Source organism: Serratia sp. X10 (genome assembly GCF_017811775.1).
In the GTDB taxonomy this organism is placed as follows: domain Bacteria; phylum Pseudomonadota; class Gammaproteobacteria; order Enterobacterales; family Enterobacteriaceae; genus Serratia; species Serratia ureilytica.
This window is the reverse complement of sequence record NZ_JAEIOH010000008.1, coordinates 161711-174639: the sequence shown is the minus strand read 5'-3', so window position 1 is coordinate 174639 and position 12929 is coordinate 161711. Positions and strand designations below refer to the sequence as shown.

The window sequence follows — 12929 nt, the reverse complement described above, 5'->3', positions numbered from 1 at the left end:
GCACGATACCTTTCGTTGTACACCCGCGCGGCGAAAAAGCCTAAGGGTTATGCGGGTTTTAACGGTCTGACCGCTTGAATTATAAGCGTTATTAAACAAAGTATAGCGCTAAATGTGCAATCAGCGCTCCAGATGCGGTTGCAGCAGGCTTTCAAACCACTCATGAAACACCGCCAAACGGCGGGAACGCTGGCGGCGATGGGGGTAGATCAGGGCGATCGGCATGGAGGCGGCGCGGTAACCGGGCAGGACTTCCACCAGTTCACCGGCGTCGAGCAGGTGTTGCACGTCGTAGCGCGGGATTTGCATCAATCCCAGCCCGGCGCGGCAGCAGGCGATATAGCTTTCGGCGTTGTTGACCACCACCCGGCTGGGCAAGTCGAGCCGCTGGGTGTGGCCGTCGCCGGTCAGGTATTCCCAGGGGGATTCGCGGCCGGTTTTGGGCGAGGCGTAGCCGATGCTCCAGTGCCCCTTGGCGAGGTCGGCGGGATGGAGAGGATGGCCGAATTCGCTCAGGTAGGCGGGGCTGGCGCAGTTGATCAGCGCGATATGGCCGAGTGGGCGCATCACCAGGCTGCTGTCGTGCAGATCGCCGACGCGCACCGCGCAGTCGACCCCTTCCTGCACCAGATCGATGGCGCGATCGGCGGAGCCGAGCACCAGCTGCAGATGAGGGTGGCGCCGCAGCAGGCTGGGCAGCGCCGGCGCGATCAGCCGACGGGCGATGCGGCTCGGCACGTCGACGCTGAGCCGCCCGGAGGCCTGCCGTTGGCTGGCCTGAAACGACTGATCGATATCCTCCACCTCGGCCAGCAGCGGGCGCAGCCGTTCGAGCAGCTGTTCGCCGTCGGCGGTCAGCCGCACTTGCCGTGTGGTGCGGTGCAGCAGGCGCACGCCCAGCTGCGTTTCCAGTTGCTGAACGGCGGCGGACACCGAGGCGCGCGGCACCTCCAGCGCATGGGCCGCCCGGATAAAGCTGCCCATCTCCGCCACCTGCACGAATACGCGATATTGATTGAATCTGTCCATCTCGTTGACCTGCTGTTCCTTGGCGCCGTTTCTGACAGAGAGTGTAGCCGCATGGCGCGGTTGCGCGCGAGCAGGTGCGGGGGCGATAGGTGCCCCCGCCGGGTTTATTTGGTGGTGTAGCCGCCGTTGATCAGGATGGTTTGGCCGGTGACCCACCAGCCATCGCTGACCAGATGACGGATAAACGGCACCACGTCTTCGATATCGGTCAGGCCGGTTTGGCTGAATGGCGACAGCGCCGCCGCCGTCTTGTGGTAGGCCACGGCGTCCGCGCCTTCCGCCGGGTAGAAGAACGGGGTATCCATCGGGCCGGGGCCGACCGCCGTCACGGAGATGCCGCGCTCGCCGAACTCCTTGGCGGCGGCGCGGGTGAAGTGCTCCACCGGCGCTTTGGTGCCGGCGTAAGCGGCGTAGAACGGCGTGAAGGCGCCGAGCAGCGAGGTGACCAGCGTGCAGATTTTGCCGTTGTCGTTAAGGTGCTTACCCGCTTCTTTCAGGAAGAAGAACGCGGTTTTGGCGTTGACTGCGGTCATCTCGTCGTACTCGGCTTCGCTGATGTCGATCATCGGTTTTTTCAGCACCTTGCCGACGGTATTGATGGCGATATCCGGCTTGCCGACGGCGGCGACAGCATCGGCGAACAGCTTCTCGACCGCGCCTGCGGTGGTCAGATCGGCCTGCAGCGCGACGCCTTGCGCCCCGGCGGCCTGAATGGCGGCGACGGTTTTCTCCGCCTCGGTTTTGGAGGCGGCGCTGTTGTAGTGGATCACCACCGCTTTGGCGCCTTGCTCAGCCAAATCGCGCGCGATCAGTCCGCCGAGGTTCTTGGCACCGCCGGCGATCAGGACGGTTTTTCCCTTGATTGAATGGTTTGCCATAACAGTTTCCTTGGAAAAGCGTAACGGAAACCTGAGTCTAGCCAGCGTGGGGGGAAAGATCAGCGGCGTGGCGCGGGATAGACTATCCATAAAAACAGCCTAATCGAAAACGGGCGGTTATCGCTTATAACGCCCCGGCAGGTGACTTTTCGGCACAGGACGGTAAATTTTATCCACTGCTCAGGCCAGTTTGCGTTTCATTAACCTACAATGATGGATATGGGCCTCATCATTTCTCCTCTGAGTAGAACCATGCCGTGCAAATCTCATCGTGCGGTGCGGCAACGTCTTCGGAGGCGGTGGGTTATGGGCGTGGCCCGTGCAGGCAAAAAAAGGGGATGAGAGCGGTAAGCTCCAGCAGAGTATCGGGTAATGAGGTAGGGCGGTTGGACCCGGCGGATGGCCGCGGATAACAACGCCTTGAGGGGGCAATCATGATCAGTACCGTCGCGCTGTTTTGGGCCTTGTGTGTGGTGTGTGTGGTTAACATGGTGCGGTATTACTCTTCTCTGCGCGCGCTGCTGGTGGTATTGCGCGGCTGTGACCCGCTGCTGTACCAATATGTCGACGGCGGCGGCTTCTTTACCGCCCACGGCCAACCCAGCAAGCAGCTGAGGCTGGTGCGTTATATTTTCGCGCAGCGCTATGTCGAGCACCACGATCCGGAGTTTATTCGCCGCTGCGAGCGGGTGCGCGGGCAGTTTATGCTGACTTCGGCCCTGTGCGGCCTGGTGGTCATCTGCCTGATAGCGATGATGATTTGGTATTAATGCCTTTCTGTTTCCCTTGATGCAGGCAAAAAAAAGGCGGCCATGCGGCCGCCTTCCTCATGATGCTTATCGCTTAGATCAGCTTCAACGCGACCCAATACAGCGCACCGGAAAGCAGAATCGAGATTGGCAGGGTGAGCACCCAGGCCAACAGGATGTTCTTCACGGTTTTGCTCTGCACGCCGCCGCCGTCCACGATCATCGTCCCGGCAACCGCCGAAGAGAGAACGTGGGTGGTGGAGACCGGCATGCCGGTATAACTCGCCACGCCGATCGACAGCGCCGCGGTCATCTGGGCCGATACGCCCTGGGCGTAGGTCATGCCTTTCTTGCCGATCTTCTCGCCGATGGTGGTGGCTACGCGTTTCCAGCCCACCATGGTGCCGAGCGACAGCGCCAGCGCGACGGCGACGATGATCCACATCGGCGCGTACTCGACGGTCTGCAGCAGATCCTGACGCAGGTTCTTCAGGAAGCGCTGATCGGCGGATGAGGTTTCCGGCAGCTTGGCGACTTTATCCGCCGTGTCGGTCACGCACATCAGCAGGCGGCGCAAATGGCTGCGCTGCTCAACCGTCAACTGATCGTAGCTTTGCAGGTCGGTCAGCATGCCCTGAGCCAGCTCGATCGCCGGCATGGCGCGCGAACTGTCGCAGTGGAACTCGGCCGGTTTGCCAGGCGCGGCGTCGTCATCCGGGCTTGGCACCAGCGGCGTCAACGACACCGCATGCGACAGCGCGTCGCCGTGCTGCTGGTAATATTGCTGCAGGTGGGTCACGGCGTCACGCGTACGGGTGATGTCATAACCGGTTGCATTCATATTGACCACGAAGCCGGCCGGGGCAACGCCGATCAGCACCAGCATGATAAGGCCGATGCCTTTCTGACCGTCGTTGGCGCCGTGCGAGAAGCTGACGCCAATCGCCGACAGGATCAGCGCGATACGGGTCCAGAACGGCGGCTTGCGTTTGCCGTCGACCTTTTCACGTTCCGCTGGGGTCATGTGGATACGCTGGCGTTTCTTGGTGCCACTCCAATAGCGGCGCAAGGCGAACACCATCACTCCCGCCACCATCATGCCGACCAGCGGCGAGAACAGCAGAGAAAGGAAAATGCCAATCATTTTCGGGACGTTAAGCGCATCCACGACCGAAGTGTGGGTCATCAGGGCGTTGGTTAAACCGACACCGATGATTGCGCCTATCAGCGTATGGGAACTGGACGCCGGCAGACCGAAATACCAGGTGCCGAGGTTCCAGATGATTGCCGCCAACAGCATGGAGAAGACCATGGCTAATCCGTGTGCTGAACTGACGTTCAACAACAGATCGGTAGGCAACAAGTGGACGATGGCGTAAGCAACACTCAAACCGCCGAGCATTACGCCAAGAAAGTTGAACAAACCTGCCATCACGACCGCAAGTTGCGAGCGCATGGCGCGGGTATAAATAACTGTAGCGACCGCATTGGCCGTATCATGAAAACCGTTGATGGCTTCATAAAACAACACGAACAACAATGCGAGAATTAACATCAGGCCGGTATGGAAATCCAGGCCAGCGAACAAATGCAGCATAAGCGTTACGCCAGTTTGTGGACATGAACGCCGCGCATTATCAGTGACAACCGGTGCCGGGGAAAAGGAAAATATGACGTTTTTTTGATTTGGACATGACGAAATGGTGGCGTGTCTATAACAAAAATATGGAATATCAACGCGTTAATCTGCTCTGACCTCTGTAATATTTTCTTACTATGGCGTTGGCGGCGCGGGGGCTTTACAATCTGCCGCCGTGAATTTGGCGGTGACCGGCGGCGAAACGGCGTAATATGGCGCTCTTTTGTCGCGATTGTGGTTTTGATAAGTGAGGCTCAGGTGGAACAGTTTGATGTCGTAGTGATTGGGGCGGGCGCCGCCGGCATGTTTTGCGCCGCGCAGGCGGGGCAACTCGGTTGCCGCGTGTTGCTGCTCGACAACGGCAAAAAACCGGGCCGCAAGATCCTGATGTCCGGCGGCGGGCGCTGCAACTTCACCAACATGTACGCCGAACCGGCGGCCTATCTGTCGAACAACCCGCATTTTTGCAAGTCGGCGCTGGCGCGCTATACCCAGTGGGACTTTATCGATCTGATCAACCGTTACGGCATCGCCTACCATGAAAAAACGCTGGGGCAGCTGTTCTGCGACGATTCGGCGCAGCAGGTGGTGGATCTGCTGGTCAAAGAGTGCGAGCTGGGCCAGGTGACGATGCGCCTGCGCAGCGAAGTGCTGGGCGTGGAGAAAACCGAGAACGGCTACGCGCTGGCGCTCAATGGCGAAAAAGTAAGTGCTCGCTCACTTGTGGTGGCCAGCGGCGGATTATCCATGCCGGGGCTGGGCGCCTCGCCGTTCGGTTACAAGCTGGCGGAGCAGTTCGGCCTCAGGGTGCTGCCGACGCGCGCCGGGCTGGTGCCGTTTACCCTGCATAAGCCGCTGCTGGAGCATGTGCAAACGCTGTCCGGCGTGTCGGTGCCGGCGGTGATCACCGCCGAGAACGGCGTCAGCTTCCGTGAAAGCATCCTGTTCACCCATCGCGGCCTGTCCGGCCCGGCGGTATTGCAGCTGTCCAGCTACTGGCAACCGGGTGAGTATGTGAGTATTAACTTACTTCCTGAGCTGGATCTGGCGGGCTTCCTTGATGAACAGCGCCTGCAGCACCCGAACCAAAGCCTGAAAAACACCCTGGCGCTGCACTTGCCGAAGCGGCTGGTAGAATGCTTGCAGACCCTGGGACAACTGCCGGAGGCGACGCTGAAGCAGCTGAATGCGCCGCAGCAGGCGGCGCTGGTGGATCTGTTGCAGAACTGGCGCGTGCAGCCGAATGGCACCGAAGGTTATCGCACGGCGGAGGTGACGCTCGGCGGCGTCGACACCAACGAACTTTCCTCCAAGACGATGGAGGCCCACAAGGCGCCGGGGCTCTATTTTATCGGTGAAGTGGTGGACGTGACCGGGTGGCTGGGCGGTTACAACTTCCAGTGGGCCTGGAGCTCGGCCTGGGCCTGCGCCCAGGCGCTGGCGGCGCAGGGGCGGTAACGTTCAGCAGTGACGGGTTAGGCCGATTTTTTTGGAACACAACGCAGACACAACCCAGCGACCGCCGCTGCTGCTGCATAAAGCATTAGCAGGTAGACGGTCGAAAGCGCTGGCGGATCGCCGAGACCCCATTCATTAGACTTGTGAACCATTTCCAACGCCATGTCCGGTGTCAGCAGCAGCCGAGAGAGAATGATGTTCGGCAAGACAGCGCATAGCAGGACAAAAATCACCGAGGCGATCGTGATTAGGCTCCATTTTCTCTCTCAACCTGCCGGCCCTTTCAATTCCACGCGATTGCCGTCCGGATCGCTGAAATAGATGGACGGCCCGTCGCCTTCCGCGCCGTAGCGCGATTCGGCGGGATCAGCGTCGATCCCCTGCGATCGCAGGTAGGTCAACAACGCGTCTTCGTTGAACGGATCGATGCGCAGGCAAAAGTGATCGACGTTCTGCTGTCTGGCATCGGGCGGCATGCCGCCTTTTCTTCCGAGCATGCCGTTGACGTCCACCAGATCGATCATGGAGGCGCCGGCGCGCAGGTGCACCAGCCCCAAATCCGGCCGCTGTTTGGCGATATCACAACCGATAACCTGGGTATAAAAACGCAGGCTGTTCTGCATATCGCGCACGCGCAGCACCACATGATCGATATTCTTCAGGCTGAAAGGGGGCATGGTTCTCTCCCAAGAGCGGTACGTGACTCTTTAGCATAAGCGGTCGCGCCCGATTTATCCTGTTTTCACCCCCTATTGCCGTCAGCGCCGCCGCTTATCGCAACGCGGCCACGATCCCCTCCAGCTCAGCACGCTGCACCTCACCAAGTGCGCTGTCCATCGCGGCATTCTCCGCCAGCAGGGTTTGCAGGCCGATCAGCCAGTCATAGATATAAAACGCGGTATTTTTGGTCGGCGTCGGCGCCAGCCGGGTTAGCCGCTGCTGGCCGCTCCAGTCCACCGCCGGCTGCGGCGGCGGGGTAAAGATCGGCTGGCCGGGATTGACGCGGCTCTCGGGGCGCGTGGCCGCGTCGCGCCGCTGGAAGCCGAGCCAGGCGACGAAGTCGCCCAGTAGCGCCAGCGCCTGGCTGATCTGCCGATCTTCACCCTGTTCCGGCAAGCCCCCGGCGCACAGCGCGCGCTCCAGTTCGTCGTCGAGCCGCAGGCGGCAGGCGGCGCCGATCAGGGCATCGACCAGCAGTTCGAGGTGCGGCCTGTCGACGCCGAGCAGATCCAGCAATCGGCGGCTGTCAGGCAGCGCGCGCAGATGGTTGACCCAGTCGGCGAAGATCCGCGCGGCGAAAGGCGATGCGGGCTGCTCGCCGGGCGCCGCAGGGTCTTGCGCACCGAACAGATCGATATCCAGCCCAAACGGCGAAGGCGGCGTCGTCTGGGACGGCGTCGTATGCTGCTGTTGCTGATAAAGCTGGCGCAGCGTATCGCGCTGGGGCAGCAACCGTTCCAGCAGTTCGCCGTGGCGGCCGGCCTGCGCCTGCAGTGCGCGCAACAGTTGCTGGGCGTGTTGCTGCGCCGCGTGCGGATCGGCGGCGGAGAGCCAGTTGCCGAGCAGGCTTTCCGTCAGTTCGCGCTGCAACTCTTCACGCTGTTCGATCAAGCGCGCTTGTTTGTGGGCCGGGCGCGCCTGTGCAGCCAGGTAGTTCACCATCCGGCGGCAGTCCTGTTCATCCAGCGCCAGCAGCGTGGCCCAGCTGTCGCCGGGCTCGCCGACCTGACGCTGGACGGCGTCGTCGGGCCGCGCTTTGCCTTCCTGACGCAGGTCGAACGGTGTGATCGCCCAGATTAAACCGGGCTTGCGGCGCTGGCGCAGCGTCGGGGTTTCCCCCTGGGTGTGGTTGACCCAATCGGCGAGCGCCTGGCCGACGCGCGCGGCGTCCTGCGGCGTGGCGGCGGCATCGGTCACCAGCAGCAGGCTGGCGTGCAGGCCGTCGGCGCAACGGGCCAGTAAATGGGCGCGCTTCGCCTGCTGCAGACGCTGCGCCGGCTCCGCCTGCGGACAGATGCGGCTGCCGGGCAGGTCGATCAGCGCCACGTCGGCGGGCAAGCCTGCCTGCGCCGTCTGCGGCAGCAGGGTGGTCACTTCTGCGGTCAGCCAGGCCAGATCGCTCAGTGCGATATCCCGTTCATCGCCGTTTTCGGTCATGACGGCGATCGTGGCGTTTTCCGGTGCGGCGCTTGCGGTTAGCAGCGCCAACGCGCGGTGCGGGGCATGAACCCGTCTGCTGCCGTCGAGCGCCTGCAACGCGTGCGCCAACTGGCGGTAACGCGCCGTCAGCGTCGCTTCCTCTCCCCACAGCGGCGCAAACAGGCGCGCGCGGTCATCAATGCTCAACTGCGGCGCCAGCGTCACCGCCTGCGGCCAGAAGTGCCTGTCGAGCGTGGATTGCTCCTTGTCGCCGTGGCGGCGCAGGCTGTCCCACAGCGCCAGTACGGCATTGCCGTCGAGGCCATCGATGGCGACCGCCTGCCGGTGGCGCGTCAGCGCTTGCAGGTGGTCGGCGATGGCGCGGGCGTCCCAGTCCGGGCGGAAGCCGCTCATCGCGGCGGCGTCAATCGTCATGGCCAACAACTGCGCTTCATCGAGTAAGGCGAGGGCGATCGGATAATCGGCGGGCCCCGTCTCGGCCGCCGTGCAGTAGCGCACCGCGAGCGAAAGGTCCGCGTCGAAGCGTTTAGCGCCGGGCGCCAGCGCCGCCAACAGATAGGCTTTGGCGGCGGCGTTGTGGCCATATAAACCGATGGCGACCTGCGCAGGCCGTGTGTTTTCCAACAGGGCGGCGCGGTTATGGCAACGCCGTAAACGCTGTATCAGCCGATCGGCTTCCCGTTCCAGGCGGGCGGAGTGACGGCGTGCGGCGTCCACCCAGTCGATCGCCTGCAAAATGCCGGCGCTAAGCGCGTTATTCGGAGCCGCTGGGGCGAGGGTTTGCGTGTTCATCGTGGGTAAATGCTCCCGCTGTCTATCCAGTAGTGGGTCGCACCGGAGGCGCTGGCAGCCAGGGTATTGAGTTTCAGTTGCAGGTGGTGCGCCGGGACGGGGCTGCCGTCGGCCAGCAGCGCCTGGGCGATCTTGACGCTCTCGGCGCCCTGCTCGGCGCTGGCGGTGATGGCCAGACGCAGGCTGATCACCGCGTCGCCGGCCAGCTTGCGCGCCAGCTGGGCGTCATTGATGGTGAGCGTATAGAGCGGCGAGGCCGGCCAGCGTTCGTTGTCCAGCTGGCGGAAGCCCAGACGCAGCGGGCCGCGCAGCTGGAAGCTGCCGGCGGGATCGAGCGCGAAATCGGCGCGATCCAGATCGATGTCGCGGTAATAGACGTTATCGTCCGCCAGCATGTTGTTGCCGTCCAGCATGCCCAGATAGCGAATGGTGGAGTAGGGCTGGAAATCCCCGACGTTGAAGTAAAAGCTCTCCAGCCGCAGATCGATCGCCAACAGGCACAGCATGGCGCCCACGGCGGCGGTGGATTTCGGGTTGTCGATGCGGCCGCGTTTGTTGAACGGGTACCAGCTGCGGGTGTGATACCCCTCGAGCGGCAGAATGCGGCTGGCGGGCAGCGGCTGCAGGTGGCGCAGCAGCGCCTGCACGCCGGGGAAGCGCGCCGGGCGGCCGGTCAGCAGCAACACGTCGCAGGTATACAGCGCCACCACCTCGGCCAGCAGGCGCAGGCAGCGGCCGATGCCGATGCGATCGGACAAGAAGGCGGCGTGCAGGTCGGCCAGACGGATCACCAGCGGGGTGTGCAGGATATCGAAGGTGTCGCTGTCGGCTTCGCGCTGTACTTCGCCGTTGATAAACGCCAGCACCTGCGGCGTCGGCCGCTGCGGCAGCAGATCGCCGAGGCCGGCGGCGATTTCCGCGCGGCTGTCCAGCGGATCGTACTGCTCATAGGCGGCGAGCAGCGCGCGTCCGGCGGGCATGAAGATCTGCAGCGCGGCCTGCTGACGCAGGGTGGAAAGCCCGTCCATGCGCCCTTCGTTGCCGAACAGTTTGTCCATCAGCGCCGCGGCGGCGCTCACGCCGGCGGCCTCGAACGCCTGTTGCACGGCGGGCAGGACAAACTGCTGGATGATGTCCAGCAGGATGTCGTCGCCGGCGACTTTAAAGCCCTCGCGGAACAGCAGGCGCGGGTTGATTTTGATGTTGTTGCCTACGCCGTCATCGAGCGAGTAGTGCGTGATCGCCAGATCCGTGGTGCCGCCGCCGATGTCGATGGAGGCGATGCGCAGCGTCTTGCCGGGCTGTTCACCCGGCGCCAGCGGCCGATCGGGCCGAGCCATGGCGGCGAAGAAGGCGTCGGTGCGGCCGGCGAAGTTCACCTGGGTTTCGTTGTACAGATAGACCATCTGGCCGCAGGTGGCTTCGTCCCACTCGATCTGCACCTGCGGCGCCGGGAAGCGAGTGTGCGCGCCGTCGAACGGCGCATCCTGCGGGTGCCAGCCGAGGGCTTTCCACACCAGCCCGATCGCTTCCCGCATGCGGCGGCGGAAGATCTCCCGCTCCGGCTTCGGCATGGCCGACGGCAGCGTCAGGATGATGGCGCGTAAACGGCGCGGGGCGGCGGCGTTCGGCATGCGGCTGCGCTGGGTGATGCTGTTGATCTGCATCAGCGCCTGCGCCAACAGCTCGCTCAGCATCAGGCTCATCACCGCGCTGCGGCTGTAATGGGCGGCGAACACCGGTAGCCGTTCGGCCGTCGGCAGGGTGGACAGCGGCACGCCCTCGTCGTTGATCAAGGTGGTCAACGGCGCGGCGGCGGCCATCGGCTCGTGCCGCTCGTTGAAGCGCCAGCCGGGCGCATAGCGCTCTTCGTCCCACAGATAGCGGCGCGGGCTGGAGATGCCGGTGGTGCCTTCATGCCCTTCGCGTCGCTGCGCCAATTGCGCGGCTTCACGGCCGACGCGGGTGATGGACGGCCACTGGAAGGCATCGTCGCGTCCGCTCTGGAAGGACAGATGCGGCTTGCCGAACGCGGCCCGAGAAAACTCCACCCGGCTCTCGAACAGTTCGTTGTAGACGTGATGCGGTTCGGACAGCGAGCGCAGCTGCAGCTCATAGGTTTGCTTCAGGCCGTTGCTCTCTTCCGGATGGTCTTCGACCAGCACGCCGCAGGTGTGAGAATTGCCGACGTCCAGCACCAGATCGACGTCGATCGCCGGCTGTTGCAGCGTCGCCGCCGCCATTTTTATCTGCGGCACCGTCAGCTGATGGCCGAGCATGTGCAACAGGTTGAGGTAGTGCGCCTGATACTCGAAGGTTTTCAGCCCGGCGTTGATCTCCGCCTCGGTGCGCTGTTCCCGCTCGGCGGCGCGCTGGCTGAACGCCTCGCGCAGCCAGCCGTCCACCCAGGTCAGATCGAGGAACTCGCCCAGCTCGTGGTTGCGGTGCGCCAGCGCGAAGCTCAGATCGGCGCCGAGATCGCTCTCGCCCGGCGCCAGCGCTTCCTGGCCGGGCGCGGCGGCGCGGGTATCGAAGGCCAGCACCACCCGCAGCAGGTTGCCGTCCTGATCCGGTTCATCCAGCTGCACCACCTGCAGGCGAGCCCAGTTATCCGGGCCCGACAAAAATGTCCCCGAGGCGGTATAGCGCAAGAACGGCAACGGCAGCCAGAGCTTATCCAGCAGGCGCAGCGACTGCTGCAGCGGGTAGCTGAACTCCGGCCGCACCACTTCGGCGGCTTGCCCACCCTCGGCCGGCAGCTGATATTTGCCGCTCTCGGCCTCCCATTGCAGGCGCAGCAGCGGGCCGCTGGCGGTCTTGCGCACGAATTTGCCGGGAAACTCGGCGTCCAGCCGCGGCGTCAGGGCAAAGTCCATAAACTGAATGCCGCTGTCCTGAATCAGCGTAATGCCGTGTTTGTAGTCCGTAAGGGGTGCCAGCATCATTTACTCTCGCGCTTGAACGTCATGGGATAGGTGGTGTCCGCATCGTAGCGGCCGGTGCATTCCGCGGCCCCGGTCTCGCCCTGGCGGCAGACGATTTCCGGGATCTGGTAGCGGCTGCCGTCGCTGCAGCGCGCCTTGGTGCGGCTGTTGATCACCAGATTGCCGGACTGCATCAGCCCGGCCTCGACCGCCACCCGGCAGCTGACGCCATCGCCGTAGGCGATGACGGCGCTGCCTTTGCCTGCGTTCAGGCGGTATTGCAGGCTGGGGCGCTTGCCGGTGATCGGATCTTTCAGCGCCACCGTGGCGCGCCATTTGCCGTTAAGGAAACGGGTGGAGCCGGCCTTCACCGCCTCGGGCGGCAGCACCAGCGCATTTTTGTCCGCCGGCTGCGGGATGACCGGCGCCGGGGGCGGCGGCATCAGCGTGGCGTGCGCCAGCGGCAAGCGCAGCTCAGGCAACGGCGCGGCGGTTTTTTCCGGCGGTGCCGGATGGCGCACCTCAGCCGGCATCGCCGGTTGCGGCGGCGGTGAGCGGTGCAGCCAGGCGGCCAGCGCCGCGCTGCCTAGCAGCAGTACCGGCAACAGCCACAGCGCGTGGCGTCGACGCGGGCGAACAACGGCGGGGGATTCGGCGGGCGCCGTCGGGGCGGGCACCGGTTCAGGCTCGGCGGCCGGGGCTGGTTTTACCGGTTCGACAACGGCCGGTTTGCGCGGAGCGGCGGCGATCGGCGCCGGTTTTTCCACTTCCGATTCGAGCGGGCGCAGGCAGGCTAACGGATCGTCCGGGCTCTGCGCCTGCGGTTTGATAAAGCCCCAAAAGGTCAGCACCGGCCGATCGTCCACCAGGTAGACGTGGTTGGGATCGGGAATGTGCATCGCTTTGGCCAGCAGCGCGCCGAACAGGCGGTGGCTGGGGTGATCGGTCGCCTGGGTCTGTTCGGTCAGGCTGCGGAAGGTCGCCAGACAGTGTTCCAGGTGGCGCACCGCCTGCGCGCGCTGGGCATCGCTTGCCGCCAGCCAGGAGGTCACCTTGCCCGGAAAGGGCGCATACCAGTCGATGCGCGTGCCGCTTTCGTTCGGCTGGGGGATCGCCAGACAGTCGGCGGCCTGCTGCTGTCGGCGAAGACGCAGGGTTTCCCGCAGCTGCTGCGCGCAGGCGTAGATCGGTTGCCCGTTTTCGCCTAAAGCCAGCACATCATCCAAACTGCCACTGCGTAAGAAGGGTTTCACCACGGCGCCGCACCTTGTCCTGTTCTGCAAAAACGCATAAAAGTCCA

Annotated in this window: 9 protein-coding genes; 2 read left to right on the top strand and 7 right to left on the bottom strand. The window is 63.7% G+C overall.

Annotated features, from left to right (window positions below; translation table 11 throughout):
- Positions 1–120 precede the first annotated feature (120 nt).
- Both J9788_RS21685 and J9788_RS21680 read right to left on the bottom strand, forming a co-directional pair.
- Positions 121–1029, bottom strand: a complete 909-nt coding sequence (locus J9788_RS21685) for a LysR family transcriptional regulator (RefSeq protein ID WP_182265688.1) — start codon at positions 1027–1029, stop codon at positions 121–123.
- Between the two features lie 104 nt (positions 1030–1133).
- On the bottom strand, positions 1134–1907 hold the full coding sequence (locus J9788_RS21680; RefSeq protein ID WP_046898658.1) for an SDR family oxidoreductase: 774 nt from the start codon (positions 1905–1907) through the stop codon (positions 1134–1136).
- 434 nt (positions 1908–2341) lie between these two features.
- Between J9788_RS21680 and uspB the strand changes: the two genes are divergently transcribed.
- Entirely contained in the window at positions 2342–2677 is a 336-nt protein-coding gene (gene uspB, locus J9788_RS21675) for a universal stress protein UspB (RefSeq protein WP_004930978.1), read from the top strand.
- Positions 2678–2750: 73 nt separating this feature from the next.
- Here the strand turns inward: uspB and pitA are convergent, their stop codons facing one another.
- On the bottom strand, positions 2751–4253 hold the full coding sequence (pitA, locus tag J9788_RS21670; RefSeq protein WP_046898659.1) for an inorganic phosphate transporter PitA: 1503 nt from the start codon (positions 4251–4253) through the stop codon (positions 2751–2753).
- Positions 4254–4553: 300 nt separating this feature from the next.
- Here pitA and J9788_RS21665 point away from each other — a divergent pair, with 300 nt between their 5' ends.
- Positions 4554–5753: an NAD(P)/FAD-dependent oxidoreductase gene (locus tag J9788_RS21665; RefSeq protein ID WP_033645347.1), complete on the top strand. Its 1200-nt coding sequence runs from the start codon at positions 4554–4556 to the stop codon at positions 5751–5753.
- Between the two features lie 266 nt (positions 5754–6019).
- On the opposite strand, the gene J9788_RS21660 is transcribed toward J9788_RS21665, so the two are convergent.
- The 4 genes from J9788_RS21660 to J9788_RS21645 all read right to left on the bottom strand — a co-directional run bounded on the left by J9788_RS21660 (position 6020) and on the right by J9788_RS21645 (position 12885).
- Positions 6020–6430: a VOC family protein gene (locus tag J9788_RS21660; protein ID WP_046898660.1), complete on the bottom strand. Its 411-nt coding sequence runs from the start codon at positions 6428–6430 to the stop codon at positions 6020–6022.
- Positions 6431–6524: 94 nt separating this feature from the next.
- Positions 6525–8705, bottom strand: coding sequence for a virulence factor SrfC family protein (locus J9788_RS21655; protein WP_182265689.1), 2181 nt, complete (start codon positions 8703–8705; stop codon positions 6525–6527).
- On the bottom strand, positions 8702–11647 hold the full coding sequence (locus J9788_RS21650) for a virulence factor SrfB (RefSeq protein WP_182265734.1): 2946 nt from the start codon (positions 11645–11647) through the stop codon (positions 8702–8704). The genes J9788_RS21655 and J9788_RS21650 overlap by 4 nt, the downstream gene beginning before the upstream one ends.
- Entirely contained in the window at positions 11647–12885 is a 1239-nt protein-coding gene (locus tag J9788_RS21645) for an SrfA family protein (RefSeq protein ID WP_182265690.1), read from the bottom strand. The genes J9788_RS21650 and J9788_RS21645 overlap by 1 nt, the downstream gene beginning before the upstream one ends.
- Positions 12886–12929 lie beyond the last annotated feature (44 nt).